The organism is Streptomyces sp. ALB3 (genome assembly GCF_044385685.1).
Lineage (GTDB): Bacteria > Actinomycetota > Actinomycetes > Streptomycetales > Streptomycetaceae > Streptomyces.
Map to the genome: position 1 here is coordinate 19,798 of NZ_JBISCE010000038.1, position 26,035 is coordinate 45,832.

The following is a 26,035-nucleotide window of genomic DNA, read 5'->3' on the forward strand; positions in this document are numbered from 1 at the left end:
GAGGAACTCACATGCTGAAGGCGATCGCAGACGTATTTCGCTCTATCGGCGGGGCCGTCGCCACCGTCGTGACCCTGCCTTTCCGCGCTGTCGCACGGCTCTTCGGCGGAGCGTCCGACACCGCCCACGGCCACCACTGATCAGCACCACCTTCCCCACCCGGAACCCAGGCCGGCTCACCCAGCCGGCCTGGGTTTTCGCTGCGCGGTCCCGTGCGGCAGCGGGACGAGCGAGCCCTCTGACCCCGCGCCCTGGATCCTTCACGGGCGGCACCCTGACGACACCTCGTTCGGCGCGACGGCCGGCCCGTCTCCACCGGGCCGGCCGTCGCGCTGAACGGGCGCGGACGCCACGCCTCCCGGAGAGCCGAAGGTGCCGGTCTGCTTGCGGCCGGGCTCTGCGCGGAGGCGATCGTGCGGGTTCCCAGCACTCGACGACCGGGATCCGCAAGGTCAGCATCCCCGGCCCTGGTGCGCTCGGGGCCCAGGGGCACCCATGACGGCTGGGGGATCCGGTCGGGTCGCGGAAGATGGTCCGGTTCGCGGCGACAGCGCGACGTCCTCTCCACCGGCCAGGCGGTGACTGTCGATGCGCTGCGTCCGACACCGTTGTAACATGTCGTCCAAGCGATGACAAACATCATGTCGTCAAGAGGGTGACACAAAGAAGGGGGCGTCCATGAACGCATCTCGCCGGACCGGCGATCCCACGTCCTTCGCCGCTGCGGCAGCAGCGCTGAAAGCGATCGACGAGGCCGTCCGTGCAGCTCAGACGGCGCCGGACGGTGCGCGCCCCGACGAGGGGCAGACGGACTCCGAGCAGGCACTCGAGGCGCTGCTCCTGCTGCGCCAACTGCGCGACCGACTGGCCGGGTGGGAGCCGGGGCTGATCGAGGCGGCCCGCGCGGCGGGCACCAGCTGGGCCGACCTGGCCCAGCCTCTGGGCGTCGCCAGCCGTCAGGCCGCCGAGCGCCGCTATCTGCGTGTACGCCCCGGCTCCCCCGGAACCACCGGCGAGCAGCGTGTGGAGGCCACCCGCAGCCATCGCGCCGCCGACCGCAGCGTCGGTACCTGGGCCCGCGACAACGCGGCCGACCTGCGCCAGCTCGCGGGCCAGATCACCGCTCTCACCGACCTCCCCACAACCCCGGTCAGCCGGCTCACCGCCGCCTTGGCCGACAACGACGCCGCGAACCTCATCGCTCCCCTGGCCGACAGCCGCACACACCTGACGGCCGACCACCCCGATCTCGCGGCCCGTGTCGACACCATCACCCGGCACACCGATCAGCTGCGCCAGGACAGCAACGACCAGCGGGCGGGGGCCTGACCCCGGCGCGCGGGAGGCAACCGGTCCCGAGGGGACCGTGGGGCCGACGGCAGGTGCGGACGCCGCTGTGACACCGGGCCGCGTGGCGCCCGGTAACGGCGGATCCGGATGCCGCGAGCACGCCGCGCCGGGCCGCTTTCCGCAGGGCCGGTCAAGTGGTTTCCGGCGCCGGCGCGCGTGACGCGTGCAGTCCCCGTGGGAGATGAGTAGCGGCAGACCGTCCCATCGTTGCAGGAGCATCATGTCGCCTCAGAGTTCCACCCCGCGCTACACGGTTCCCGGCCTCAGCACCAGGGAAGGGGGGCGGATGATCGACTTGTTGAGTATGCGTCTGCACTCACTCAACGATCTGGCGCTCACCCTCAAGCACATCCACTGGAACGTGACCGGCCCCCACTTCATCGCCGTGCACGAGATGCTGGACCCCCAGACCGTGGCTGTGCGGGACATGGCGGACTCCGCCGCCGAACGCATCTCGGCCCTGGGCGGCGAACCCCGTGGTACCGCCGGGGCTCTGGTCGCCGAGCGGACGTGGGACGACTACAGCGTCGGCAGAGCTGACGCGATCGCCCACCTCGGAGCCCTCGACCTCGTCTACGCGGGCATCATCGAGGACCACCGGAAGGCCGCGGCGAAGGCATCCTCCGTCGATCCGGTCACCGAGGACCTGCTCATCGAGCACCTCCGCTCCCTCGAGCAGTTCCAGTGGTTCGTCCGCGCCCACCTCGAGAACAGCGCCGGGGCCCTCAGCACCGCGGACGCCGGCAGCGAGAAGCAGGCCGCCGAGGCGGCCGGCCCCTCGCGCGCCACCCCGGCGAAGAAGACGGCCGGCACCAAGCGCACGGCCAAGAAGGCCACCACGGGCAAGCGCGTCCGGTGACCTAGGCGTCGACCCGCAGGGTTGTTCACGCGGCTGATCGGGGGGCCGGTCTCCGAGTGCGGTGCGGCACTCCCCCGTCGGGACCACGCCGCTGTGGCGGGGAGGCCCCGCCGCCCTGCGCCGGCGGCGGTCGACGGCCACGTCCTCCCGTCCGGACCAGGCGAGCCCGCCTGGTCCGGACGGCCGGTCCGGCCGGGCTCGTCATCCGCGGCGAGATCCGTACGCGCCCTTGTGGTGGCGCGGCGGCGGGCAGCGCAGCCGGCACCCGGGCGCGAAAATGCACCGCCCGCCCGGTGGTGGCGCTGTGGCCGGGTCCCCCTGGGGGCCGGGCGAACGAGCCCGGCTCGTCGGCCCGCCACTCCTCACCCGGGCGGGCGGGCCGCGATCCGACGGACCGCCCGTCCGGCGTCCGCTGCCCCGTCTCCGACGCGGTCGGGTCGCCTCACGGGAGGTGCCGGGGGGTGCTGGAGGCGGGGCCGGGACTCAGCGGGTGACCGTGTGGCGCTTGTTCGGTACGCAGTGGGTCATCGTCAGACCGGTGACGTCCCGCGGCGGGTTGTCGCCGAGGCGGGCGAGCCGCTTGCGTTCGTCGTCGTCGAGCTTCTGGGTGGCGAGGGGCGGCAGGTGCGCGACATCACCCGGGGCGATGCCCAGACCCTCGCCGACGCGTCGGCCGAGCTCGCTGTCCGTCATCAGGCAGTGCCAGACCATGCGCTCCTGGACCGGGCGGGTGCACTGGGCGAACAGGTCCGTGAAGTTCTTGACCAGGTCGTCACGCTCCCACTCCTCCATCAGCTGGTAGCGCTGACCGGCCTGCAGGTAGTCGTTCGTGCGCGGAATCCTGGCCCGGGTGAGCCGTCCCTGGATCTGCGGACCCTGCTCCTCGTGCGCCGGGTAGCGGCCCTCCCGGAGGCCCCCGGTGATCGACGGTTCGTAGTTGACCTCGGGGTTCTCACCCTGATGGCCGTTGTCGTACGCCATCAGGCCGTCCCGCTGGTTGGTGGCCACGCGTGCGTTCTTGGCCCGGTTGACCGGGAGCTGCAGGTAGTTCGGGCCCACTCGGTAGCGCTGGGTGTCGCTGTACGAGAACGTACGGCCGACCAGCATCTTGTCGTCCGAGAAGTCGAGCCCGTCGACCAGCACACCGGTTCCGAACGAGACCTGCTCGTTCTCGGCGAAGTAGTTGTCCGGGACCCGGTTGAGGACCATGCGTCCCACCGGACGCGGGGGGAAGTCCTGCTCGGGCCAGGTCTTCGTGTCGTCCAGCGGGTCGAAGTCCAGCTCGGGGTGCTCGTCGTCGGACATCATCTGGACGACGAGTTCCCATTCGGGGAAGTCACCGCGCCCGATCGCCTCGTAGAGGTCCTTCGTCGCGTGCCCCAGTTCGGTGGCCTGGACGTTCGCCGCGTCCTCCTCCGTCATGCTGGCGACGCCCTGCTTGGGCATCCAGTGGTACTTGACCAGCACGGTGTGGCCTTCGTCGTTCACCCACTTGTAGGTGTTGACCCCGAATCCCTGCATGTGCCGGTAGTCGGCCGGGATGCCGCGCGGGCTGAACAGGTTGACCAGCATGTGCATGCTCTCCGGCGTCTGCGACATGAAGTCGAAGATCCGGGCGGGCTTCTGCTCGTGGCTGACGGGGTCGGGCTTGAGCGCGTGGATGACGTCGGGGAACTTGATGGCGTCCCGGATGAAGAAGACGCCCAGATTGTTGCCGACCATGTCCCAGTTGCCGTCCTCCGTGTAGAACTTCACGGCGAACCCCCGCGGGTCACGGGCCGCCTCGGAGGAGTCCCGGCCACCGATCACGGTGGAGAAGCGAACGGCCACGTCCGTGCGCTTGCCGGCTTCCTGGAACAGCTTGGCGCGGGTGTACCGGCTGATGGGTTCGTCACCCCACTTGCCGTACGCCTCGAAGTAGCCGTACGTGGTCACTCCGCGGGCGTGCACGACGCGCTCCGGGATGCGCTCGCGGTCGAAGTGGCTGATCTTCTCCAGGAACTGGTAGTTCTCCAGGGTCGCGGGGCCGCGGGCGCCGACCGTGCGCTGGTTCTGGTTGTCGTAGACCGGATGCCCCTGCCGGTTGGTCAGTACGGGACGCTCCGCGTCCTCATCGGGCCGGCCGCTCTCGGTGTCGGTCATGGCCTGCGCTCCTTCTCCGTGGGGGTTGTGTCGACCGACTGTTCCCCCGAATAACGCTGCGGACGGGAAATACCGGCCGGTGTCCGCCATCCGCCGCGCCAAAACGATCCGACTGGCCGTCACGGGACGAACCCGCCGGGCGTGCCGGACGGCGAGGCGGCCCGGGTGCCGGCGGGCGGCTCGCGGCTCGCCGGGCGGCTGCACACCAGGCCTCCCGCCCGGTGGGCCGTACTCGTCGGGCGTCCTGTGCGGCAGCCTCCGCTCGGCCGGGGACCTCACCGGCGTACACGCCGCCGCCGGCCTTTTCCCCGTGTACCGGCTCCGGCCCCTCCTCACCGGGCCGTCGCGCCCTGCCCCGGCACCGCCCTGCCGGGGCCCGGCCTCCGGCCGCTCGGCGCATGCCGCTCCCGGCGGGTTCCCGCTTGTCATCCGCCCCCACCTGGCACTACTGTCACCACGCCTTGGTGAACGGGAAATCGGTGTGATGCCGGTGCGGCCCTCGCCACTGTGATCGGGAAGTCCGGCTCCGGCCCTCGCGGGCAGCCACTGGGTCCTTGTGACCCGGGAAGGCGGAGTTCGGGCGGTGGTACCCGTAAGCCAGGAGACCGGCCAAGGCACTTCAACCATCCACGAGGTGCTGGAGAGGGTCTGCTGCGTCATGCACATAGCCGAGGGTTTCCTGCCCCCGGCGCACGCGATCGCCTGGGGTGTCGCGTCCGCGCCGTTCGTCGTCCACGGAGTCCGGTCACTGACGCGTGAGGTGAGGGAGAATCCTGAGAGCACGCTGCTCCTGGGAGCTTCCGGGGCCTTCACGTTCGTCCTCTCGGCACTGAAGATCCCCTCGGTCACGGGGAGTTGTTCGCATCCCACCGGCACGGGGCTGGGAGCCATCCTGTTCCGCCCGCCGGTCATGGCGGTCCTGGGCACCATCACCCTGCTGTTCCAAGCACTGCTGTTGGCCCACGGCGGCCTGACGACGCTCGGCGCCAACGTCTTCTCGATGGCGGTCGTCGGCCCGTGGGCGGGATACGCGGTCTACCGGTTGCTGCGCCGGTACGAGGTACCGCTGATGGTGGCGGTCTTCTTCGGGGCGTTCGTCGCCGACCTCTCCACCTACTGCGTCACCAGTGTGCAGCTGGCGCTCGCCTTCCCGGACCCGGGCAGCGGGTTCGTCGGTGCGCTCGGCAAGTTCGGCTCCATCTTCGCGGTCACCCAGATTCCGCTCGCGGTGAGCGAAGGGCTTCTGACCGTGCTGGTCATGCGGCTCCTCGTGCAGTCCAGCAAGGGAGATCTGACCAGGCTCGGCGTCTTCCTCGCCGGCAAGCGGCCCCGGGCCGGGGCGGCCGGGACGGAGGCGGCGGCGCGATGACCAGGAACACGAAGATCAACCTGCTCCTGCTGCTCGTCGTGGCGGCGCTGGCCGTCATGCCGCTGGCCCTCGGCCTCGGCGACGACGAGAAGGAGCCGTTCGCGGGCGCCGACGCCCAGGCGGAGACAGCGATCACGGAGATCGATCCCGACTACGAGCCCTGGTTCTCCCCCCTGTACGAACCGCCGTCCGGTGAGATCGAGTCGGCGCTGTTCGCGCTTCAGGCAGCGCTCGGCGCAGGCGTCCTGGCCTACTACTTCGGCGTACGGCGCGGACGCCGTCAGGGCGAGCTGCGCGCGCTCGCACAGCAGGCCGGCACCGCCGCCGAAGCCGGTGCCGGTGCCGGTGCCGGTGCCGGTGCCGGTGCCGGTGCCGGTGCCGGTGCCGGTGCCGGTGCCGGTGCCGGTGCCGGTGCCGGTGCCGGGGAGTCCGCGGCCCGGAGGAACTGAGCCACGTGCTGCCGATCGACGCGGCGGCGCACAGCAGTCGCTGGCGCCGCCGTCACCCCGTGGACAAGGCCGTGCTCGGTCCGGGACTCACCGTCCTGGCGATCTCACTGCCGTCCTGGCCCGGCGCGGCACTCGTCCTCGTCACCGCTCTGGCCCTGCTGCTGGGGCCGGCGGGTGTGAGGGGCCGCCACCTGTGGCGGGCGTACCGGGTCCCCCTGGGTTTCTGCGCCACCGGGGCGGCCACACTCCTCGTGCAGGTCGGCGGGCCCGAAGGGCTCGTCGCCCTGGCCGACGGGGGGCCTGCCCGTGCCGGGGAGCTGCTGCTGCGCACCTCCGCAGCGTCACTCGGAGTCCTGCTGTTCGCCTTCACCACACCGATGTCCGACCTGCTTCCCCGCCTGGTCAAAGCGGGGGTGCCCGCGCCGGTGGTGGACGTGGCCCTGGTGACCTACCGCATGAGCTTCCTGCTCCTCGACTCGATGCGCCGGATCAGGGAGGCCCAGGCGGCGCGGCTCGGGCACACCACCCGGGCCGCCGCCTGGCGGTCCATGGCGGGGCTCGGAGCGACCGCGTTCATCAGGGCTTTCGACCGCGCCGCGCGCCTGCAGTCGGGGCTCGCGGGGCGTGGCTACGACGGGACCCTGCGTGTCCTGGTACCCGAGGCTCGCGTCTCCGCCCGGTTCGTCACCCTGAGCATCGCTCTGCTCGGGGCTCTCACCGCCCTGACCCTCGTCCTGGAGAGGCCGCTGTCATGAGCGAACCGGTGCTGCTGGCCCTGCGCGGTGCGTCCTTCGCGTACGAGGACGGGCCCGCCGTCCTCACCGGACTCGACTTCGAGGCGCGCGAAGGACGTGCGCTCGCCCTGCTCGGCCGCAACGGCAGCGGTAAGACCACGCTGATGCGGCTGCTCAGCGGAGGACTCCGCCCACGCGAGGGGCAGTTGGCGGTGCTGGGCAGGCCGGTCACGTACGACCGCAAGGGGCTGACCCGGCTACGCACGACGGTCCAGCTGGTGGTGCAGGACCCGGACGACCAGTTGTTCGCGGCGTCCGTCTCCCAGGACGTGTCGTTCGGACCGTTGAACCTGGGTCTGCCCCACACCGAGGTCCGGGCCCGGGTGGACGAGGCACTCACCGCCCTCGACATCAGCGCCCTGGCGGACCGCCCCACCCACCTGCTCTCCTACGGCCAGCGCAAACGGACCGCCATCGCGGGTGCGGTCGCGATGCGGCCCCGGGTGCTGATCCTCGACGAGCCGACCGCCGGGCTCGATCCGGACGGCCAGGAGCGCCTGCTCGCCACCCTCGGCACGCTCCGGGACAGCGGCACCACGGTGATGATGGCCACGCACGACGTCGACCTCGCGCTGCGCTGGGCCGATGACGCCGCGATCCTCACGCCGGCCGGCGTGCGTGCCGGCGACGCGTCCACGATGCTGGCGCGTACGGACCTCCTGCGGGAAGCGGGTCTTCGCCTGCCCTGGGGCATCGCGGCCGCTCAGTTGCTGCGCGCGCACGGCTTGCTGGACGCCGAGGCCCCCGGGCCCCGTACCCCGGAACAGCTCGCGGCGGACTTCGCCCCACCGCGCGGGTCCACGTCGCCGTAGGAGGCGTCGGACCGGTCACGTGGCGAGAAAGCGGACCGACGGCGTTCCCGCTTTTACCTGTGCCCATTCCGGCGTGTCGCAGTTATCCGATCGCCGAACCTCAGTACGAAAGCGCGATTGCTACCCGACCGGCATATGCAGGAGCCATACAATCGCGGACGGTCTCGAATACTGAGAACCGAAGGTCCGGCACATTCCCAGGCCACGGCGTTGCGCAAAGCCATTCGGCTCATTGGGATCGAATTTCGGACTCTTCCCAAAGGGTTAACTCCATAAGTCTTCCGGCCTGTTAGCGTCCCGAAGGACGATGAAGTCCAGGAGGAGGTGAAGCGTGCGAGTGGCGGCGGCCCGATTCGTGCTCGCGTTCCTCATGGGCCTCCTGTTGGCCCCGTACTCCGGCGCACCCTCGGCGGACGCGCCCTCGCGCGCCCCGGAGATCCTGGCGCAAAGCTTCCCGGAGGCGGCCACGGGAGAGACGCACGGCGCGTACGGCACCTGCGGCACAGCTGACCGCGGGGGTGAGCCGAACGGCCTCCTGCGCCACCGTGACCGGCATCGCTCCGCGACCGTTCCCGCGCCCGAGGCGCCGTCACGTTCCGCGGTGACGGGTGACACCGGCGGAGCGCCCGCACCGGCTGCCGCCGTCGCGATGAGCGGCGCGCACGGCGCCCCCAGATCATCGGCCGCACATTCCTCCCCCGTGCTCCAGGTCTTCCGCTGCTGAGCTGATCCGCGCGCTCGGCCGGCTGCCCTTGCCCCCGCTCCTCCGGGACGCACGGACCAGGGTCGCGTCGCCCTGCCCCCCAGGCCCTCACTTCTCATACCTATGCCTACGCGCCATGCTCCGGCGCGCCAGGAGGAACCACACTCATGCCATTCCGTGTCGATCACCCCGTGGTCGAGATCCCGCACGTCAGCGACAGCGCCGCCTGGGCACCCCCGCCCGGCGACGTCCGATCGGCCCCCTTCCGCACGGGATGAGGGCCGCCATGGACCGTGCCGCCAAGTTCCCGCACCTGCGGCAGGACTTCGCCGCGTCACTCGTCGTCTTCCTGGTCGCTCTCCCCCTCTGCGTGGGCGTCGCCGTCGCGTCGGGCGTCCCGGCCGAGCTGGGTCTGATCACCGGCATCGTGGGCGGGCTCGTCACCGGAGTCATGCGCGGCAGCAGTCTGCAGGTGTCGGGGCCGGCCGCCGGTCTCACCGTGCTCGTCTTCGAAGCGGTACAGAGCTTCGGCCTGCCCGCGCTCGGCGTGATCGTGCTGGCGGCGGGTCTGCTGCAACTGGCCATGGGCGCGCTGAAGCTGGGCCGCTGGTTCCGCGCCATCTCGGTCTCGGTCGTCGAGGGCATGCTCGCGGGCATCGGCCTCGTCCTCATCGCGGGTCAGTTGTACGCCGCCGCGGGGCTCGAGGCACCGGCCACCGGTACGGGGAAGATGGCCGGCATCCCCGGGCTGCTGGCCGACGCCGTGTCCAGCCCGGCGGCTCTCGCCTCACTCGCGGTCGGCACCGCGACCATCGCCCTCGTGGTGGGGTGGAACAGGATGCCGAAGCGGGTACGGGCCGTGCCGGGCGCCCTGGCGGCGGTCGTGCTGGCCACCTTTGCATCGACGGCGTTCGGCCTGCCCGTCGAGACCGTTCAGGTCCAAGGCCTGCTCGACGCCGTACAGACCCCCGCGCTCTCCGAGTTCGGCGGCCTCGCCGGCCTCGGTCTGCTCGGGACGGTGGCGGCCTTCACCCTGATCGCGTCGGCGGAGAGCCTGTTCAGCGCCGCCGCCGTGGACCGGCTGCACGACGGGCCGCGTACCGAGTACGACAAGGAGCTGATGGCGCAGGGTACGGGCAACACCGTCTGCGGACTCCTCGGCGCGCTGCCGATGACCGCGGTCATCGTGCGCAGCTCCGCCAACGTGCGGGCGGGCGCCCGGACCCGGGCCTCCCGGGTGATGCACGGCGTGTGGCTGCTGCTGTTCGCGGCGCTGCTCCCGTCCACGCTGGCTCTCATTCCGCTGCCCGCTCTCGCCGGCATCCTCATCCACGCGGGATGGAAGCTCATTCCGGTGCGTCAGCTGATGGCACTGTGGCGGGGACACCGTGGCGAGGCGCTGATCCTGGTCGTCACGGCGGTGGCGATCGTCACGGTGAACATGTTCGAGGGTGTGCTGACGGGTCTGGCCCTGTCGGTGGCCAAGGCGGCCTGGGACGCGTCCCACATCAGGCTGGAGGTCGTCGACAGCGGTGCCGACGGCGTGCGGGCCCGTCTGTCGGGCAACGCGACGTTCCTGAGGCTGCCGAAGATACTGGACAGCCTGGAGGCCCTGCCCAAGGACCGGCCCGTCGCGCTGGATCTCTCCGGCCTCAGCCATCTCGACCACGCCTGCCGTACCGCGCTGGAGAACTGGGCGGAGCGGCACAGCTCCGCCGGCACCGAGCCCGTGCGGCTGACCCGCACGGACACGATGACGGCTGCGCCCTGAAGGCGGGACGGCTCGCCGGTCGCCCGGTGGCGCGACCGGCGAGCCGTCCCGGGCGGTCAGCCGTGGGGGAGGATGACCGCCCGTCCGTTGACGCGGCCCGCGTGGAGCCGTTCGTAGGCCAGCGGGGCCTCGTCGATCGAGTACGTCTCGACGTGGACGTCGACGGCTCCGGCGTGGGCGAGCTCGATGACTTCGGCGAGTTCCCTGCGTGTGCCCCAGTACGGCGCGGACACCGACGTGGCGAACGGCAGGACACCGAAGCCCACGGGCAGCAGCCCGCCGCCGATGCCCACGATGGCGATGTCGCTGTCGACGGAGGCGGCTGCGCCGGCCGTCCTCACGGTCGGTTCGGCGCCCACGAAGTCGAGAACCACTCCGGCGCCGAGGCCACCGGTGAGTTCGCGGACCTTGGCTGCGGCGTTCTCGTCGGACAGCACGGTCTCGTGGGCGCCGACGGCCCGTGCGAGCGCCAGCTTCTCCTCGGTGACGTCGAGCGCGATGACGCGTGCCGCGGTCATGGCGCGGAGGAGCTGGATGGCGACGTGGCCGAGGCCGCCGGTGCCGATGACCACGGCGGTGGCCCCGGGCAGCAGCTTGGGCAGCGAGCGCTTGATCGCGTGGTAGGGAGTGAGGCCCGCGTCGGTCAGCGAGACCGTCTTGACCGGGTCCAGGTCGCCGATGGGGGTCAGGTGACGGGCGTCGTCGACGATCATGTACTCGGCCATGGCCCCGGGGTTGCCCAGCCCGGGCGGGTTGATGCCGAGGTCGGCGGCGCGCAGGCAGTAGTTCTCCCGGCCCTCCGCACAGTTCGGGCAGGTGCCGCAGCCCCACGGGCCGTAGACGGCGACCGCGTCCCCCACCGAGACGCCTTCGGCGCCCTCGCCGAGCGCGGCGACCGTACCGACACCCTCATGTCCGAGGGTGAGCGGCAGTGCGTAGGGGAACCCCTCGGCGGGCCAGCTCATGACCGCGATGTCCGAGTGGCAGACTCCCGCGGCGCTGACCTTCAGCAGGATCTGGCCGGGTCCCGCCACCGGTTCGGGTATCTCGACGACCTCGGGCGCGGCGCCGATGGTGCGGTACTGGACGGCTTTCATGACACTCCTTCGTTCTCCGTACGTCCTTTGTGACCCTCGAGGCGGTTGTGCGCCACTCGGGGTCAGGGTGCGGAGTAGCCGCCGTCGACCAGGTGGTAGCTGCCGTGGATGAAGGAGGCGCGGTCGGAGAGCAGGAACGCGGCGAGCTCGGCGACCTCCTCCGACGTGCCGAGGCGGCCGGCCGGGTGCAGGGAGACGAGGTGGTCGCGGGCCGGGCTGTCGGTGTCGCGGAGCAGCGGGGTGTCGATGAAGCCCGGACCGACCGCGTTGATGCGGACGTTCTGTGCCGCGTACTCGAGTGCGGCGGTCTTGGTGAGCCCGACGACACCGTGCTTGGCGGCGACGTAGGCCGGGGAACCGGCGAAGCCGTTGGTGCCGAGTATCGACGACATGTTGACGACGGCGCCGCCGCCCGCGGCCAGGATGGCCGGGAGCTCGTAGCGCATCGAGTAGAAGACTCCGCTGAGGTTGGTGGCGACGACCCTGTTCCAGTCCTCGATGCCGTACTCGCCGGTGGTCCGCGCGGGTCCGCCGATGCCGGCGTTGTTGACGGCGAGGTGCAGCGCGCCGAAGGTGTCGACGGCGAACCGCACACCGTTCTCGACGGAGGCGGGGTCGGTGACGTCGAGGAGGACCGCTGCGGCGCGGGCGCCGGTGGCCTGGATCTCCTCGGCGGCCTCGCGGGCGCTCCGCTCGTCGTAGTCGGCCACGACGACGCTCGCGCCGCTCGCGGCGAGGCGCCGGGAGAGGGCGAGGCCGATGCCGGACGCGCCGCCGGTGACGAGGGCGACCTTGCCGGCGAACTCCGCTTCGTAGGCGGTGGGGAGGGTGGTGCTCATGATGTGCTTCCTTATGTGGTGCTGTGGGGCGCCGGCCCGTCCTGCCGGGGTTCCAGCAGGTTCACGGAGAGGGCGTCGAAGGCTTGTACGACGAACTCGGGCAGGGCGGCCGGCCGGCCGCCCCTCACCCATGCCGCCTGGGCCGCGAGGAGCGCTCCGGCCCCCGCGGCGACGGCCACGGCGGGACGCAGGTCCTCCCGTGGGTCGACACCGAGCCGTTCCGCGAGAATCGCCACCGACTCGGCCTGGGCGTCCACACGGATGTGGTGGTACGCCGCGTAGAGAGTGGGTTCCTCGTCGGCCATGACCAGCAGGTCGAAGACGCGTGGCCTCCGGTGCCAGGGTTCAGACTCCGTGTCGTCGAGCCAGTCGAGGACGGCCCCCCGGTAGGCGGTGAGCGGCGCCTCGGCCGGGGGACGCTCACGGAGCGCTCGGTTGATCCTGTCGCCGTCGCCCCGCACTGTGTCGAGGACGGCGGCCTCCTTGCTCGGGAAGTACCGGCTGAAGGTGCGCCGGTCGACGTCGGCCGTCTGCGCGATCTCCTCGACCGTCACGCTCCGCAGACCGCGTTCGAGTACCAGATCGAACGCGCTCCGCGCCAGCGCCTCCCGGGTCCTGCGCGCCTTGCGGCCGCGCCTGTCCGGGGAGTTCCCTGCTTCGCTCATAGTTGCATGCTACACCCAGAAATGTCCCGGTGGGACTTCTGTCGCATGGGGACATGATGAGTCGGCTCCCACCGGGTACCTCCACCCGGCCCGGCGCACACGGCGGAGGGCCCGGGGCAGCACCTCGCGGTCGCCCCGGGCCCTCCCCCGGCCTTCGCCTGCCCCCGGCTCACCCGGGGCAGGAGGCCCCCGCTAGGGCAAGGACCCCTGACCCTCGACAGCCTTCTCGCGCCCCTTGCTCAGCGCGCCCGGCCACCAGGCGGTGGGTCCGATGTCCCTGACCAGCGCCGGCACCAGGAGGGAGCGCACGACGAGGGTGTCCAGGAGGACGCCGAACGCGACGATGAACGCGATCTGCACCAGGAAGGCGAGCGGGATGACCCCCAGGGCGGCGAAGGTGGCCGCCAGGACCACACCCGCCGACGTGATGACCCCGCCCGTGGTGGTCAGTCCGCGCAGGACGCCCTCACGGGTGCCGTGGATCAGGGACTCCTCGCGGACCCTCGACATCAGGAAGATGTTGTAGTCGACACCGAGGGCGACCAGGAAGACGAATCCGTACAGCGGCACGGAGGAGTCGGTGCCGCTGAAGCCGAAGACATGCTCGAAGACCAGCGACGAGACACCGAGGGTGGCGAGGAAGTTGAGCGCCACCGTGGCCACGAGGAGCAGCGGCATCAGGAGCGAGCGGAGCAGGCCGATCAGGATGACGAGAATGATGACCAGCACCACAGGCACGATGATGTTGCGGTCGTGCTCGGCGGTCCTCTGGGTGTCGTACTGCTGAGCGGTGTAGCCCCCCACGAGCGCCTGCGCGCCGGGAACGGCATGGACCGCTTCGCGCAACCGCGTGACGGTCTCCTTGGCCGCGTCGCTGTCCGCGGCGTCCTCCAGGGTGGCGTCGACGCGGACCCGTCCGTCCACGACGAGCGGCTCCCCGGCACCCGGGCGCCCGGAGGCGGTCATCACGGACACGCTCGCCACACCGGGGACCTCGCCGGCGGCGGCGGCGACCTGCTTCGACCGGTCGGCGTCGGCGATCACGACGGCGGGGTTGCCCGATCCGCCGGGGAAGTGCCGGCCCAGGGTCTCCTGCGCGGTGACGGACGGGGCGTCGTTGACGAAGATCTCCTCGAGGGGCACACCCTTGGAGTTGAGCGTGGGCATGAAGGCCGCACAGGCCACGAGGCCGACCAGTGTGACGGCCCACACCTTGCGCGGGGAGCGGTCGACGAGCCCCGCGATCCGCGCCCAGATGCCCGTGGAACCGGTTTCGGCCTCGGTCTGCCCCTTCTTCGGGCCGGACGGCCAGTACGCGGCCCTGCCGAGCAGCACCAGGACGGCGGGCAGGAAGGTGAGAGCACTCAGGACCGAGCACACGATGCCGATGGCACCCACGGGTCCGAGCGCACGGTTGTTGGTCAGGTCACTGAGCAGGAGGGCCAGCAGCCCCAGGGCCACGGTGGCGGCGCTGGCCGTGATCGGACCGACGGACTCCCGGAGGGCGGCGCGCATCGCCGCCCACCGGTCCGGCTGCCGCCCGAGCTCCTCACGGAAGCGGGCGGTGAGCAGCAGCGCGTAGTCGGTGGCGGCGCCGATGACCAGGATCGACAGGATGCCCTGGACCTGGCCGTCGACCCGCAGGACGTCGTGGTCGGCCAGTACGTAGACGATCGCGCAGGACACGCCGAGCGCGAAGACCGCGCCGACGATGATGATCAGGGGAAGCAGGACGCTCCGGTAGACGAGGAGCAGGATGACGAGCACGGTCACCAGCGCGACCCCGAGGAGCAGTCCGTCGATACCCGCGAACGCGTCCGACAGGTCGGCCTGGGAGGCCGCGGGGCCCGCCAGCCCGACCACCGTTCCCGGTACGCCCTCCGCGGCGGTCCTGATGTCCGCGAGCACGTCAGGGAGTTCGTCCTCCAGGTCCGGCCTCAGCTGGACGACGCCTTCCAGGGCCTCGCGGTCCTCGGACAGCAGCGCCGGGCTCACCCCGCCGGCCACCCCCGGCCCGCCTTCGACCGAGGCGAGGGCGGCAGTCGCCTCCTTCTGCTGCTCCGGACCGAGCTTCCCGCCGTCCTCGTCCGACGTCCAGACCACGATGGCGGGCATGGTCTCCTGCCGGCTGAACTCCTTCTGGGCTTCGACGACCTGAGTGGACTCGGCACTTCGGGGCAGGAACGAGGCCTGGTCGTTGGTTGCTACCTCCCCGAGCTTCCCGGCGTACGAGCCGAAGGCACCGCCGACGACGAGCCAGGCCAGCACGAGGAACACGGGGACGAACATCAGCCGGCGAACCGGCTTCGATGCGGTGGACATGGCACTCCTGGGTCGGCCGCGATCTCTCAATCATGATGTATCTCAATGATTGAGATTACATGCCCCGAGGTGTGATCCCGCACCGGCGCGGCCGTTCAGCGCCGTGGAGCCTGCATCCGGCCGAGTTCACCGTTCATCCGGCCGAGGAACCGGAGGGCGGCTTCCAGCTCCTGGGGCTCCGCGTGCCGGCGCGCGCCGGCCGCCGCCTCCGCGAGGGGCATGAAGAAGGACCGTGCCGCCGCCCTGGCCCCGGGCTCGTAGTACAGGTGCACGACACGACGGTCGGAGCTCTCCCGCGCGCGCCTGATGTGCCCGGAACGCTCGAGCCTGTCCAGGCACGCGGTGACCGCGCCCGACGTCAGACCGAGGTGCTGACGCAGACGCCCGGGAGTCAGCGGCACGTCGGCGTCGAGGATCGCGCCCAGCGCCTGGACGTCGGTCGCGTGCAGGCCCTGGGCTTGCGCGAACGAGTGAACCAGCCGGTTGATCTCACCGTTCATCCGGCGCAGCTCCACGGCCAGGGCCTGGAGCTCCGACACCCCCGCCGCCTCCGTGCCGGATCCGTCGCGAGGGTCGTCTGCACTGTTCACCGCCTCATACTAGGGCGCGTACCGCCGCGCGGGGCGCCCGCGGCAAGCATGCCGGCTCCCTCCCCCGTCAGCCCCGGAGAACGCGGCGGCTGTGCGTACCGCCCTCGGTGTCTCCGCACGGGCCCGGGATCGGCTCGACGGGTACGGGTCCTCCGCGTACGGGGGAAGTCGTGAACGCTCGTGGGGACGCGCGGCCTTGCCCCGCCACCCGGTGGGGTGGGCTTCGGCGCGTCAGGGCCTGCCGGCAAGCGGAACCGCCCGCACGGGGACACCGTGGGAGAAGGACACGAGCCGGAGCGAGGGGTCATGGAGAGCAACGACGACAGCGCAGGACCGCGGTGTCTGGTGACGGGCGCGACGGGCTACATCGGGGGCCGCCTCGTCCCCGGGCTCCTGGAGGCGGGCCACCGGGTGCGATGCCTGGCGCGGAGCCCGGAGAAGCTGCGGGACCACCCGTGGGCGGGTGAGGTGGACGTGGTCAAGGGGGACGTGACCGACGCGGAGTCCGTGGGCGCGGCGATGCGGGGCATCGACATCGCCTACTACCTGGTCCACGCGCTGACCGCCGGACCCGGCTTCGAGAAGACCGACAGTGAGGCGGCCCGGATCTTCGGCGAGCAGGCGAAGGCGGCCGGTGTCCGGCGCATCGTCTATCTGGGCGGGCTCACCCCCGCCGGCGTCCCCGTGGGAGAGCTGTCCCCGCACCTGCGTTCGCGCGCCGAGGTCGGGCGCATCCTGCTCGGTTCGGGCGTCCCGACGACCGCGCTGCGCGCCGCGGTCATCATCGGCTCGGGCTCGGCGTCCTTCGAGATGCTGCGCTATCTCACCGAGCGGCTGCCGGTGATGGTCACTCCCAGCTGGGTGTCGACACGGATCCAGCCGATCGCCGTGCGGGACGTGCTGCGCTACCTCGTGGGCAGTGCGCACATGCCCGCCGACGTGAACCGCACCTTCGACATCGGCGGTCCCGACGTCATGACGTACCGCGACATGATGCAGAAGTACGCGCAGGTCGCCGGGCTGCGCCACCGGCTGATCCTGCCGGTGCCGATGCTCTCACCGGGCCTGTCCAGTCACTGGGTCGGCCTGGTGACCCCCGTGCCCGCCTCGATCGCCCGGCCGCTCGCGGAGTCCTTGCGCTACGAGGTCGTGTGCCACGAGCACGACATCGCCGAGCACGTCCCGGACGGCCCCGGGCAGCCCTTCTCCTTCGCCACGGCTCTGTCGCTCGCGCTGCAGAGGGTGCGTGAGGCACGGGTGACGACACGGTGGTCGTCCGCGTCCACTCCGGGCATTCCCAGTGACCCGCTTCCCACGGACCCGGAGTGGGCGGGCGGGAGTCTGTACACGGACGTGCGTGAGCTCGATGTGAACGCCTCCCCCGAGGCCCTGTGGCGGGTCGTCGAGGGGATCGGCGGTGACAACGGCTGGTACTCGTTCCCGCTGGCCTGGGCGGTCAGGGGCTGGCTGGACCGGCTGATCGGCGGCGTGGGCCTGCGCCGGGGCAGGCGGGACGCCCAGCGGCTCAGGGTCGGGGACTCGCTCGATTTCTGGCGGGTCGAGGAACTCCAGCCCGGCCGGCTGCTCAGGCTGCGCGCGGAGATGCGGCTGCCCGGCCTGGCCTGGCTGGAGATGTACGCGGAGAAGGGAGAGGACGGGCGGTCGCGCTACCGGCAGCGCGCCGTCTTCCATCCGGCCGGGCTGCTCGGCCACGCGTACTGGTGGAGCGTGTCCCCCTTCCACGCGGTCGTCTTCGGCGGGATGGCACGCAACATCGCCCGGGCGGCGGCCCGGGGCGCCGCGGGGGGTCCGCTGTGACCGTGGCGATCGTCCTGTTCACCTCCGACCTGCGGCTGCACGACCATCCCCCGCTGCACGCGGCGCTCGTCTCGGCCGACGAGGTGGTGCCCCTGTTCGTCCTGGACGACGGCGTGGAGGCCGCCGGTTTCGGCGCCCCGAACCGGCGGGCGTTCCTGGCCGACTGCCTCCGGGACCTGGACTCCGGGCTCCGGGAGCGCGGCGGGCGCCTGATCGTCCGCCAGGGGGACGTGGCCGACGAGGTCGGCAGAGCCGTCACCGAGACGGGGGCGGGGGTGGTCCATGTGGCGGCGGGCGTCAGCGCGTACGCGCAGCGCCGGGAGGAGCGGCTGCGTGAGGTGCTCGCGCCGGTGCGCTGCCGGCTGAGCGTGCACGACGCGGTGAGCACCGTGGTCCCGGCCGGCACCGTGGTCCCCTCCGGGGCGGGCAGGGACCACTTCGCCGTCTTCACCCCCTACTTCCGCCGGTGGTCCGAGGAAGGGCTCCGTTCCCCGTTCGGAGCGCCCCGCACCGTGCCTGTGCCCGAGGGGCCGGTATCCGCCCCTCTGCCGTCGCGGGACGGTGTGCGCGGGCTGTCCCCCGGCCTGGCACAGGGCGGGGAGGCCGAGGGGCGCGGACTGTTCACCGCGTGGTGCGGTCACGGATTGGCGGACTACGAGGAGCGCCACGACGACCTCGCGGGGGACGCGACCTCGCGGCTGTCGCCCCACCTGCACTTCGGCACGCTCTCCCCCACGGAGCTGGTCCGCCGCGCCCGCTCCGCGGGGGGACCGGGTGCCGAGGCCTTCGTACGCCAGCTGTGCTGGCGGGACTTCCACCACCAGGTCCTCGCCGCCCGCCCGGCGGCGGCCCGTTCCGACTACCGCACACGGGGGGACCGCTGGCGCACCGGCCGGGCGGCGGCGGACGAGACGACTGCCTGGAAGGAGGGGCGCACGGGTTATCCGGTGGTCGACGCGGCGATGCGGCAGCTGCTCCACGAGGGCTGGATGCACAACCGGGGGCGGCTGCTGACCGCGAGCTTCCTCACCAAGACGCTGTACGTGGACTGGCGGACCGGGGCACGTCACTTCCTGGACCTGCTGGTGGACGGCGACATCGCCAACAACCAGCTCAACTGGCAGTGGGTCGCCGGGACGGGCACGGACAGCCGGCCCAACCGGGTGCTCAATCCGGTGACGCAGGCCGGACGCTACGACCCCGACGGGGCGTACGTGCGTCGCTGGGTGCCCGAACTCGCGGGGCTCTCCGGACCCGCCGTGCACGAGCCGTGGAAACTGCCGGACCAGGAGCGGGCCCGTTACGCCTATCCGGAGCCGGTGGTCCGGCTGCCGGAGGGACTGGCCCGGTTCAAGGAGGCGCGAGGACTCGACTGAGGGGCGGCCGGTACTTGAGGGGCCGGGAGCGCCGCCGGTGGCGTCTCCCGGCGGCCGGGCTCCGCCTCAGATCTTGCGGTAGCGGGCGTTGGCCCAGGAGAAGAGGCCGAACGCCGCGAGCCCCAGGGCTATGAGCACGAGCAGCCAGGGCCCTGCGGGCGTCTCGGTGAAGGAACGCAGAGTGTCGTCCATGCCCTTGGCGCGGCCCGGTTCGTGCCGGACGGCCGCGGCCACCGCGAATCCGCCCGCCGTGGCGAAGACCGCGCCGCGCACGGTGCCGCCGAACACGCCCGTGACGTCGACGGCCTGACGGACCTTCTTCGTCATCTCGCCCATCTTGAGGTGCTTGTGGTACTTACGCGTGACGGCCCGGTACGCCATCCAGAGGCCGGCGCAGATCACACCGGCGCCGACGATACCCACGATCCACTGGCCGCCGGTCCATTGCAGGGCGCGCGCCGTGACGTCGTCGGTCTGCTGGTCACTCGATCCGCTGCCGCTGCCCTGGTCCCCGGCGGCGTAGGAGAGCACGGAGTACGACACGAAGGCGTAGAAGAGGAAGCGCCCGGCGGCCATGGCCCGCTTGTTCGGCTTGTTGCCGTCCGGGCCCGCCGTACCGAAGAACGCCTCGGACAGGCGCCAGAGGGCCATACCGGCCAGTGCCACACCGAGTGCCCACAGCAGGACGTTCCCGAAGGGCTTCTCCGCGATCTCCGCGATGGCCCCACCCCGGTCGGCCTGCTTCCCGCCGCCGTCGGAGAAGGCGATGCGCAGGGCCAGCAGGCCCACGAGCAGGTAGATCACGCCCCGCGCCACGAAGCCGGCACGGGCTCCCACGTCCATGGCCCGGCTGCGGGCGGCTCTTCTGGCCTGGCCATGTGCTCTCATCGACAGCGCGTTCGCATTCATGCACTGCCGGATGCCCCTGAAAAGGCGATCAATGCCGGAGAGCTACGCGCCCTCGTCCCCCGGCTCGTTCGCCGCCTGCCCCTTGGCCCGCCGGCCGACGACGGCAGCGGCGGCCAGGGCGCTGCCCGCGAACGCGAGGGCGACGACCCACGGCTGGTCGAGGACGTGCCCGGTGGCGTGGTCCAGGGAGTAGCGTCCGGCCCCCGTCAGCCCGATCGCGGCGGCGGTGAAGCCGAGGAAGGCCGGGTACTCGTATCCGCCGCCCATGGCGAAGAAGCCGGCCGGCGCGTGCACGGCGACGGCGCCCGCCATGGTGCCCGCCGCGGCGGCGCCGGCCGCGGGTGTGGCGAGGCCGAGCGCCAGCAGCACCCCGCCGCCCGCCTCGCCGAGTCCGGCCGCCAGGGCGCTGTGCTTGGGCGGGTGGAAGCCCATGGCCTCCATCGCCGCCGTGGTCCCCTTGATGCCCCCACCGCCGAACCACCCGCCCAGTTTCTGGCTGCCGTGGGCCGCCAGGACGGCTCCCGTGCCCACCCTGAGGACGAGAAGTCCGAGGTCACGCCGGTTGATGCAGGTCATGGGGTGTCTCCCGTCGACACGGAGGAGCAGCGGCGGTGAGCCGTACGGCTCCACTCTGGTCCGGGCCGGGCCGCGAGGCCGGTGGTGTTGCTCCATCCGTGGAGCGGCCCTGGGGCGACTGCGACGAACGCCATTGTGCAACTAGTTGCACAATGGCCCTCGGGTGGTCTACAACTGGCTCGACGCCCCCTGCGAGGAGACCCGGATGAGCCCGTACCCCACCCTGCTGAGCCCGCTGGACCTCGGCTTCACCACGCTCCCGAACCGGGTGCTGATGGGCTCGATGCACGTCGGCCTGGAAGAGGTCGAGCGCGGCTTCGAACGTATGGCCGCCTTCTACGCGGCCCGGGCACGCGGCGGGGTGGGGCTCATCGTCACCGGGGGGATCGCGCCCAGCGAGCGCGCCTGCTCCTTCCCCGGTGGCGCCAAGATGACCACCGAGGCGGAGGCGGAGCAGCACGCCGAGGTCACGGCGGCCGTCCATGCCGCGGGCGGCAGGATCGCGATGCAGATCCTGCACTTCGGGCGCTACGCCCATCACGCCGGCCTGGTGGCGCCCAGCGCGCTCAAGGCCCCCATCAGCGGATTCACCCCGCACGCCCTCACGGACGACGAGGTCGAGGAGACCGTCGAGGACTTCGTCCGGGCGGCGGAGCTGGCACGCCGGGCGGGCTACGACGGTGTGGAGATCATGGGCTCGGAGGGCTACCTCATCAACGAGTTCGTCGTCGCGGCCACGAACCACCGCGAGGACCGCTGGGGCGGCTCGTACGAGAACCGCATCCGCTTCCCCGTCGAGATCGTGCGCCGCGTCCGTGAGCGGGTCGGCCCCGACTTCATCCTGATCTACCGCCTGTCCATGCTGGACCTGGTGCCCGGGGGCTCCACCCTGGAGGAGGTCGTCCACCTCGCCCGGGAGATCGAGGCGGCCGGGGCGACCATCATCAACACGGGCATCGGCTGGCACGAGGCCCGCATCCCGACCATCGCGACGTCCGTGCCGCGCGGCGCCTTCACCTGGGTGACGGAGAAGGTGCGGGGCGCGGTCTCCGTGCCCCTGGTGACCAGCAACCGCATCAACACCCCGGAACTGGCCGAGGAGATCCTCGCCTCGGGCCGCGCGGACATGGTGTCGATGGCGAGGCCCTTCCTCGCCGACCCCGACTTCGTCGCGAAGGCGGCGGAGGGCCGTGCCGACGCGATCAACACCTGCATCGGCTGCAACCAGGCCTGCCTCGACCACATCTTCAGCCTGCAGATCACCTCCTGCCTGGTCAATCCGCGTGCCTGCCACGAGACCGAACTGGTGCTCTCACCGACCCGCGTACGCAAGCGCGTCGCGGTGGTCGGCGCCGGGCCGGCCGGACTGGCCTGCGCGGTCACGGCCTCCGAGCGCGGGCACGCGGTCACGCTGTTCGACACGGCCGACGAGATCGGCGGCCAGCTCGACGTCGCGCGCCGGGTCCCCGGCAAGGAGGAGTTCGACGAGACGCTGCGCTACTTCCGTACCCGCCTCGCAGAGGAGGGTGTCGAGCTCCGGCTCGGCACCCGGGCCACGGCCGCCGGTCTCGTCGGCTTCGACGAGGTCGTCCTGGCCACCGGGGTCGAGCCCCGCACTCCCGCGATCCCCGGCGTGGGGCACCCCAGCGTGGTGAGCTATCTGGACGTCCTGAAGGGCGGCGCGGAGGTCGGTGACCGGGTGGCGGTCGTGGGGGCGGGCGGAATCGGCTTCGACGTCGCGGAGTTCCTGACCGACGGGGGCGACTCGGCGAGCCTGGACCCGGAGGTCTTCTCCCGGCAGTGGGGCGTGGACACGGCGTACGCGGACCGGGGCGGGCTGCGGACACCGGAACGCCCGAAGTCTCCGCGCACGGTGCATCTCATCCAGCGCAAGGCCACCAAGGTCGGGGCCGGGCTCGGGAAGACCACCGGGTGGATCCACCGCACCGAACTGCGTCACCGCGGCGTGGCGATGATCGCGGGAGCGTCCTACGACCGGATCGACGACGAGGGCCTGCACCTCACCGTGGACGGCGAGCAGCGCCTGCTGCCGGTCGACACGGTGGTGCTGTGCGCCGGGCAGGAACCGCGTCGCGAGCTGTACGACGAGCTGCGCGCGGCCGGCCGGCCCGTGCACCTGATCGGCGGCGCCGACGTGGCCGCCGAACTGGATGCCAAGCGGGCGATCCGCCAGGGTACGGAGCTCGCCGCGGAGCTGTGAACGCCCGGTTCCACGGTGCCTAGGATGCACTCCATGTCACTCCCGCACGCGATCCTCACCGCCCTGCTCGAGAAGCCGTCGTCGGGTCTCGAACTGACACGGAGGTTCGACCGGTCGATCGGCTACTTCTGGCCGTCCACCCATCAGCAGATCTACCGCGAGCTGGGACGGCTGGAGCAGGCCGGCCACATCCGGGTGCTGCCCGCCGCACAGCCGGCCCGGGGGCAGAAGAAGGAGTACGAGGTGCTGCCCGCGGGCCGCGAGGAGCTGTCGGCCTGGGTGTCGCTCGCCGAGGACCCCCGGCCCGTCCGCGATCCGCTGCTGCTGCGGATGCGGGCAGCCGCCGTGGTCGGAGCCCCGGGGCTGGCCGGGGAGCTGCGCAGGCACTTGGTGCTGCATCAGGAGCAGCTGGCGGAGTACCTGGAGATCGAGCGCCGCGACTTCCCGCCGGAACGGACCGCGGACGAGGACCGGCTGCGCCACCTGGTGCTGCGCGGGGGCATCGACCTGGAGACGTTCTGGACCGGCTGGCTGACCCGGGCGATCGACGACCTGACCGGTCCCGGGGCCGGCAGCGCCCCCCGGCCCCAGGAGGGTTCCTAACCGGGCCCGCGCGCCGTCCCGGCGGGCTCGGGACGCAGGGTGAACGGCTCCCCGGCACGTGGCGCGGCCGGCGGCGGGCCCGCGAGGACGACCCTCGGCGGCTGCCGGGCGGCCACCCGGGAGGAAACGGCCCCGGGCGGGCCGGGAGGCGCCTCGGCGGCGGGGCGCCCTTGTGCGCGGCTGAGCAGGATCACGCCCCGCACGGCGGCGGCGGCACCGACGAGCGCGGGGACCAGGCCGAGCGCCCCGCCCTGCAGGCGTTCGCCGAGCAGGATCAGGCCGATCGCGGCGGCGGCGACCGGATTGGCTAGGGTGACGACGGCGAGCGGGGCGCCGAGGCCTCCCCGGTAGGCGGTCTGGGAGAGCATCAGCCCGCCCAGCGCGAAGAGGGAGATGAGCACCGCCACGGTCACCAGGCGCCAGCTGAGCAGCGGACCCGAGTGGCCGGTCGCTGCGACCGTCAGCGTCTGGGTGAGGGCTGACGCCACTCCCGACGTGATGCCCGAGGCCGCTGCGTGGCGGAGACCGGGCCGGGTGCCCGGCCTGCTGAGAGCGGCGACGAGCGCCATGGTGGCGGCCCCGACGCCCAGGGCCTCGGAAAGACTCAGCGTGTCGTGCGGCGCGGCACCGCCCGCGGCGAGCAGCAGCGCGGCGAGGCCGACGAGGGTGAGGAGCGTGCCGCGCCATTCGGTGCGGCTGACACGGCGGCCCGCGGAACGGGCCCCGAGCGGGACCGCGGCGACCAGCGTGAGCGCGCCGAGCGGCTGGACGAGGGTGAGCGGCCCGTACTTCAGCGCGGCGACGTGCAGCAGTGCCCCGCCGGCGTTCAGGCCGACCGCGGACCACCAGGCTCCCCGGCCCATCAGGCTCAGCGCTCCGCCGGAGCGTCCGGCCCGGCCGGCGAGCCGGGCCTGCGCCACCGCGGCGGCCGCGTAGGCGCCGGCGGAGACGAGGGAGAGGGCGACGGCGACGAGCGTGGCGTTCATCGCCGTACCCCAGGCCGTGCGTAGGCGGGTGACGCGTAGCCGGGGGTGGGGACGACCGTCTGCCGGGGCCGGTGCCCGCGGACCGGCACGCGGGGCAGCCGGAGCACGGCGTAGGCCACGGCGAGCAGGGCTGAGACCACGAGGGCGTCGAGCCAGTAGTGGTTGGCGGTGCCCACGACGACGAGCAGGGTGAGCAACGGGTGCAGGAGCCACAGCATCCGCCACCGGGAGCGTGTGGCGACGATCAGGCCGACGGCGACGGCCAGGGCCCAGCCGACGTGCAGGGAGGGCATGGCCGCGAACTGGTTGGCCATCGAGTCGGTCGCCGGGGTGTCCCCGTACACCGTGGGGCCGTAAGCCCGGGCGGTGTCGACGAGACCGGCGGCGTGCAGCATCCGCGGCGGGGCGAGCGGGAAGAGCAGATGCAGGGCGAGCGCGGCGCCGGTGAGCACGGCCAGTACGCGGCGCGAGCGGACGTAGTGGCGCGGGCGGCGCCGGTACAGCCAGACCAGGAACGCCAGCGTGGCGGGGAAGTGGACGGCCGCGTAGTAGGTGTTCGCCGCCTGGACGAGCGTGTGGCTGTGCAGCAGGACCCCCTGGACGGCCCCTTCACCGGGGAGACCGAGGGCCCGCTCCAGGCTCCAGACGTGTCCGGCGTTGCGGAAGGCCTCCTCGACGTGGCCGTTCGCGGCCTGCCGGCCGAGTTTGTACACGAGGAAGAGTCCGGCTACGAGAAGCAGCTCGCGGACGAGGGGCGGTCGGGCTGAGGCGTCCGGCTCCCGCTCCACAGGCTCACTGCGGGTGTCCATCACCCGTGCCCCTTTGCTGACGGTGCGCTGTCGCGACGTACGGCATGGCCAGTCCGCGCCGTATCGATACGCCAGTGTACCGATACGGAGGCGTATCGGTACACTGGCGTATCGGTATACTGCGTATCGAGGGTCCCCAGCCGCAGAGCCGCAGAGAGGGAAGCAGATGCCGTCGCCCGCTTCAGCGCAGGAGCCAGCACTCGCGTCACGCCGTTCCAAGATCACACCGGAGCGGGCGCAGGAGCTCTACACCGCCGTGCTGGACCTCGTGCGGGAGAGCGGCTACGACTCGCTGACCATGGAGGGCGTCGCCTCACGCACCCGGTGCGGGAAGTCCACGCTCTACCGCCAGTGGGGCTCCAAGCCGGAGCTGGTCGTCGCCGCACTGCACAGCACGCGCCGGACCCTCTTCTCGGACATCGACACCGGCAGCCTGAGCGGCGACCTGCGGGAGGCGGCCCAGGCCGTGGACGCGGCATCCGGCCAGGACACCGCGCTGATGCACGCGCTGACCCATGCCGCGCTCCAGAATCCCGACCTTCTCCGCGCGCTGCGCTCCACCCTGATCGAGCCGGCCGTCGCGGCGATCGACGCGATGGTCGCGCGCGCGGTCCGGCGAGGCGAGATCGAGGCCGGCAACCCCGCGGCGGAGTACGTGGCCGCCCAGGTGTTCGGCATCATGCGCGCCCGGCCGCTCCTGGAGGGGCGGTACGCGGACGACGCCTTCCTCACCCGCTTCATCGAGTGCGCCGTGCTCCCGGCTCTCGGACTCCCCTCACCCCCGCCCGCCTCCCAGGACAGCGGGACCTGATGAACGTGGCCCGTCGCCTCAGCGGATGACGACGGTCCACCCGCGCGCCGCACCGTGGGGACGGGGACGGCGCACACCCGGCCGGCCGGTGGTTCCCGGACCACCGGCCGGCCGCATGATGACCCGACCTCCTTTTTCGTCCTATTGACGATATGGGCGTCCCC

At 72.1% G+C, this 26,035-nt stretch carries 24 protein-coding genes and 1 riboswitch; of the genes, 14 read left to right on the forward strand and 10 right to left on the reverse strand.

Annotation, left to right across the window (positions count from 1 at the left end):
* Positions 1-11 precede the first annotated feature (11 nt).
* The 3 genes from ACHFIV_RS23900 to ACHFIV_RS23910 all read left to right on the forward strand — a co-directional run bounded on the left by ACHFIV_RS23900 (position 12) and on the right by ACHFIV_RS23910 (position 2,209).
* On the forward strand, positions 12-140 hold the full coding sequence (locus ACHFIV_RS23900) for an LPFR motif small protein (protein WP_260255977.1): 129 nt from the start codon (positions 12-14) through the stop codon (positions 138-140).
* 538 nt (positions 141-678) lie between these two features.
* A complete protein-coding gene (locus ACHFIV_RS23905) occupies positions 679-1,329 on the forward strand; it encodes a type III effector protein (protein ID WP_398972613.1) in 651 nt (216 codons plus the stop codon).
* 241 nt (positions 1,330-1,570) lie between these two features.
* Positions 1,571-2,209: a Dps family protein gene (locus ACHFIV_RS23910; RefSeq protein WP_398972616.1), complete on the forward strand. Its 639-nt coding sequence runs from the start codon at positions 1,571-1,573 to the stop codon at positions 2,207-2,209.
* 483 nt (positions 2,210-2,692) lie between these two features.
* On the opposite strand, the gene ACHFIV_RS23915 is transcribed toward ACHFIV_RS23910, so the two are convergent.
* Complete coding sequence (locus ACHFIV_RS23915; protein WP_398972619.1) at positions 2,693-4,351, reverse strand: catalase; 1,659 nt, start codon at positions 4,349-4,351, stop codon at positions 2,693-2,695.
* A gap of 445 nt (positions 4,352-4,796) precedes the next feature.
* Positions 4,797-4,979, forward strand: a riboswitch (cobalamin riboswitch).
* A 30-nt stretch (positions 4,980-5,009) separates the two neighbouring features.
* On the opposite strand from ACHFIV_RS23915, the gene ACHFIV_RS23920 reads away from it, so the two are divergent.
* The 6 genes from ACHFIV_RS23920 (at position 5,010) to ACHFIV_RS23945 (ending at position 10,249) form a co-directional block, all read left to right on the forward strand.
* A complete protein-coding gene (locus tag ACHFIV_RS23920) occupies positions 5,010-5,720 on the forward strand; it encodes an energy-coupling factor ABC transporter permease (protein ID WP_398973011.1) in 711 nt (236 codons plus the stop codon).
* Complete coding sequence (locus ACHFIV_RS23925; protein WP_398972621.1) at positions 5,717-6,169, forward strand: energy-coupling factor ABC transporter substrate-binding protein; 453 nt, start codon at positions 5,717-5,719, stop codon at positions 6,167-6,169. Before ACHFIV_RS23920 ends, ACHFIV_RS23925 begins: the two co-directional genes overlap by 4 nt.
* Before the next feature lie 5 nt (positions 6,170-6,174).
* Positions 6,175-6,924 carry a cobalt ECF transporter T component CbiQ gene (gene cbiQ / locus ACHFIV_RS23930; protein ID WP_398972623.1) on the forward strand — a complete coding sequence of 250 codons (750 nt, stop codon included), beginning with the start codon at positions 6,175-6,177 and terminating at the stop codon, positions 6,922-6,924.
* Positions 6,921-7,775 carry an energy-coupling factor ABC transporter ATP-binding protein gene (locus tag ACHFIV_RS23935; RefSeq protein WP_398972626.1) on the forward strand — a complete coding sequence of 285 codons (855 nt, stop codon included), beginning with the start codon at positions 6,921-6,923 and terminating at the stop codon, positions 7,773-7,775. The genes cbiQ and ACHFIV_RS23935 overlap by 4 nt, the downstream gene beginning before the upstream one ends.
* 331 nt (positions 7,776-8,106) lie before the next feature.
* Positions 8,107-8,499 (forward strand): hypothetical protein, encoded by a 393-nt coding sequence (locus ACHFIV_RS23940; protein ID WP_398972629.1) that lies wholly within the window; start codon positions 8,107-8,109, stop codon positions 8,497-8,499.
* Positions 8,500-8,764: 265 nt separating this feature from the next.
* On the forward strand, positions 8,765-10,249 hold the full coding sequence (locus ACHFIV_RS23945; RefSeq protein WP_398972632.1) for a SulP family inorganic anion transporter: 1,485 nt from the start codon (positions 8,765-8,767) through the stop codon (positions 10,247-10,249).
* A 56-nt stretch (positions 10,250-10,305) separates the two neighbouring features.
* On the opposite strand, the gene ACHFIV_RS23950 is transcribed toward ACHFIV_RS23945, so the two are convergent.
* The 5 genes from ACHFIV_RS23950 to ACHFIV_RS23970 form a co-directional block, all read right to left on the reverse strand.
* On the reverse strand, positions 10,306-11,346 hold the full coding sequence (locus tag ACHFIV_RS23950) for an NAD(P)-dependent alcohol dehydrogenase (RefSeq protein WP_398972634.1): 1,041 nt from the start codon (positions 11,344-11,346) through the stop codon (positions 10,306-10,308).
* 62 nt (positions 11,347-11,408) lie between these two features.
* Entirely contained in the window at positions 11,409-12,185 is a 777-nt protein-coding gene (locus ACHFIV_RS23955; protein ID WP_398972637.1) for an SDR family NAD(P)-dependent oxidoreductase, read from the reverse strand.
* A gap of 11 nt (positions 12,186-12,196) precedes the next feature.
* A complete protein-coding gene (locus ACHFIV_RS23960) occupies positions 12,197-12,850 on the reverse strand; it encodes a TetR family transcriptional regulator (protein WP_398972640.1) in 654 nt (217 codons plus the stop codon).
* A gap of 192 nt (positions 12,851-13,042) precedes the next feature.
* Complete coding sequence (locus ACHFIV_RS23965) at positions 13,043-15,172, reverse strand: MMPL family transporter (RefSeq protein ID WP_398972643.1); 2,130 nt, start codon at positions 15,170-15,172, stop codon at positions 13,043-13,045.
* A 95-nt stretch (positions 15,173-15,267) separates the two neighbouring features.
* Positions 15,268-15,762 (reverse strand): MarR family winged helix-turn-helix transcriptional regulator, encoded by a 495-nt coding sequence (locus tag ACHFIV_RS23970; protein ID WP_398972646.1) that lies wholly within the window; start codon positions 15,760-15,762, stop codon positions 15,268-15,270.
* 306 nt (positions 15,763-16,068) lie between these two features.
* Here ACHFIV_RS23970 and ACHFIV_RS23975 point away from each other — a divergent pair, with 306 nt between their 5' ends.
* A complete protein-coding gene (locus ACHFIV_RS23975; protein WP_398972649.1) occupies positions 16,069-17,580 on the forward strand; it encodes an SDR family oxidoreductase in 1,512 nt (503 codons plus the stop codon).
* Positions 17,577-18,956, forward strand: a complete 1,380-nt coding sequence (locus tag ACHFIV_RS23980; protein ID WP_398972652.1) for a cryptochrome/photolyase family protein — start codon at positions 17,577-17,579, stop codon at positions 18,954-18,956. The genes ACHFIV_RS23975 and ACHFIV_RS23980 overlap by 4 nt, the downstream gene beginning before the upstream one ends.
* 66 nt (positions 18,957-19,022) lie before the next feature.
* On the opposite strand, the gene ACHFIV_RS23985 is transcribed toward ACHFIV_RS23980, so the two are convergent.
* Positions 19,023-19,865: a DUF1206 domain-containing protein gene (locus ACHFIV_RS23985; RefSeq protein ID WP_398972655.1), complete on the reverse strand. Its 843-nt coding sequence runs from the start codon at positions 19,863-19,865 to the stop codon at positions 19,023-19,025.
* A 42-nt stretch (positions 19,866-19,907) separates the two neighbouring features.
* Complete coding sequence (locus tag ACHFIV_RS23990; RefSeq protein ID WP_398972657.1) at positions 19,908-20,441, reverse strand: DoxX family protein; 534 nt, start codon at positions 20,439-20,441, stop codon at positions 19,908-19,910.
* A 205-nt stretch (positions 20,442-20,646) separates the two neighbouring features.
* Between ACHFIV_RS23990 and ACHFIV_RS23995 the strand changes: the two genes are divergently transcribed.
* Positions 20,647-22,662, forward strand: a complete 2,016-nt coding sequence (locus ACHFIV_RS23995; RefSeq protein WP_398973014.1) for an oxidoreductase — start codon at positions 20,647-20,649, stop codon at positions 22,660-22,662.
* 33 nt (positions 22,663-22,695) lie between these two features.
* Positions 22,696-23,265, forward strand: coding sequence for a PadR family transcriptional regulator (locus ACHFIV_RS24000; protein ID WP_398972659.1), 570 nt, complete (start codon positions 22,696-22,698; stop codon positions 23,263-23,265).
* Here the strand turns inward: ACHFIV_RS24000 and ACHFIV_RS24005 are convergent.
* Positions 23,262-24,251 carry a hypothetical protein gene (locus tag ACHFIV_RS24005; RefSeq protein WP_398972661.1) on the reverse strand — a complete coding sequence of 330 codons (990 nt, stop codon included), beginning with the start codon at positions 24,249-24,251 and terminating at the stop codon, positions 23,262-23,264. The two genes, ACHFIV_RS24000 and ACHFIV_RS24005, sit on opposite strands and share 4 nt — an antisense overlap.
* Positions 24,248-25,060, reverse strand: coding sequence for a phosphatase PAP2 family protein (locus tag ACHFIV_RS24010; protein WP_398972664.1), 813 nt, complete (start codon positions 25,058-25,060; stop codon positions 24,248-24,250). The genes ACHFIV_RS24005 and ACHFIV_RS24010 overlap by 4 nt, the downstream gene beginning before the upstream one ends.
* Positions 25,061-25,226: 166 nt before the next feature.
* On the opposite strand from ACHFIV_RS24010, the gene ACHFIV_RS24015 reads away from it, so the two are divergent.
* Positions 25,227-25,871, forward strand: coding sequence for a TetR/AcrR family transcriptional regulator (locus tag ACHFIV_RS24015; protein ID WP_398972667.1), 645 nt, complete (start codon positions 25,227-25,229; stop codon positions 25,869-25,871).
* Positions 25,872-26,035: the final 164 nt, after the last annotated feature.

What these genes read in the sequence shown, in the direction of transcription:
- ACHFIV_RS23945 (WP_398972632.1), top strand. Translation starts at nt 8,765, where the DNA reads ATGGACCGTGCCGCCAAGTTCCCGCACCTGCGGCAGGACTTCGCCGCG.
- ACHFIV_RS24010 (WP_398972664.1), bottom strand. Translation starts at nt 25,060, where the DNA reads ATGGACACCCGCAGTGAGCCTGTGGAGCGGGAGCCGGACGCCTCAGCC.
- ACHFIV_RS23925 (WP_398972621.1), top strand. Translation starts at nt 5,717, where the DNA reads ATGACCAGGAACACGAAGATCAACCTGCTCCTGCTGCTCGTCGTGGCG.
- ACHFIV_RS23935 (WP_398972626.1), top strand. Translation starts at nt 6,921, where the DNA reads ATGAGCGAACCGGTGCTGCTGGCCCTGCGCGGTGCGTCCTTCGCGTAC.
- ACHFIV_RS23990 (WP_398972657.1), bottom strand. Translation starts at nt 20,441, where the DNA reads ATGACCTGCATCAACCGGCGTGACCTCGGACTTCTCGTCCTCAGGGTG.
- ACHFIV_RS23955 (WP_398972637.1), bottom strand. Translation starts at nt 12,185, where the DNA reads ATGAGCACCACCCTCCCCACCGCCTACGAAGCGGAGTTCGCCGGCAAG.
- ACHFIV_RS23915 (WP_398972619.1), bottom strand. Translation starts at nt 4,351, where the DNA reads ATGACCGACACCGAGAGCGGCCGGCCCGATGAGGACGCGGAGCGTCCC.
- ACHFIV_RS23965 (WP_398972643.1), bottom strand. Translation starts at nt 15,172, where the DNA reads ATGTCCACCGCATCGAAGCCGGTTCGCCGGCTGATGTTCGTCCCCGTG.
- ACHFIV_RS23950 (WP_398972634.1), bottom strand. Translation starts at nt 11,346, where the DNA reads ATGAAAGCCGTCCAGTACCGCACCATCGGCGCCGCGCCCGAGGTCGTC.
- ACHFIV_RS23910 (WP_398972616.1), top strand. Translation starts at nt 1,571, where the DNA reads ATGTCGCCTCAGAGTTCCACCCCGCGCTACACGGTTCCCGGCCTCAGC.
- ACHFIV_RS23920 (WP_398973011.1), top strand. Translation starts at nt 5,010, where the DNA reads ATGCACATAGCCGAGGGTTTCCTGCCCCCGGCGCACGCGATCGCCTGG.
- ACHFIV_RS24005 (WP_398972661.1), bottom strand. Translation starts at nt 24,251, where the DNA reads ATGAACGCCACGCTCGTCGCCGTCGCCCTCTCCCTCGTCTCCGCCGGC.
- ACHFIV_RS23995 (WP_398973014.1), top strand. Translation starts at nt 20,647, where the DNA reads ATGAGCCCGTACCCCACCCTGCTGAGCCCGCTGGACCTCGGCTTCACC.
- ACHFIV_RS23975 (WP_398972649.1), top strand. Translation starts at nt 16,069, where the DNA reads ATGGAGAGCAACGACGACAGCGCAGGACCGCGGTGTCTGGTGACGGGC.
- ACHFIV_RS24000 (WP_398972659.1), top strand. Translation starts at nt 22,696, where the DNA reads ATGTCACTCCCGCACGCGATCCTCACCGCCCTGCTCGAGAAGCCGTCG.
- ACHFIV_RS23900 (WP_260255977.1), top strand. Translation starts at nt 12, where the DNA reads ATGCTGAAGGCGATCGCAGACGTATTTCGCTCTATCGGCGGGGCCGTC.
- ACHFIV_RS23960 (WP_398972640.1), bottom strand. Translation starts at nt 12,850, where the DNA reads ATGAGCGAAGCAGGGAACTCCCCGGACAGGCGCGGCCGCAAGGCGCGC.
- ACHFIV_RS23985 (WP_398972655.1), bottom strand. Translation starts at nt 19,865, where the DNA reads ATGAATGCGAACGCGCTGTCGATGAGAGCACATGGCCAGGCCAGAAGA.
- ACHFIV_RS23905 (WP_398972613.1), top strand. Translation starts at nt 679, where the DNA reads ATGAACGCATCTCGCCGGACCGGCGATCCCACGTCCTTCGCCGCTGCG.
- ACHFIV_RS24015 (WP_398972667.1), top strand. Translation starts at nt 25,227, where the DNA reads ATGCCGTCGCCCGCTTCAGCGCAGGAGCCAGCACTCGCGTCACGCCGT.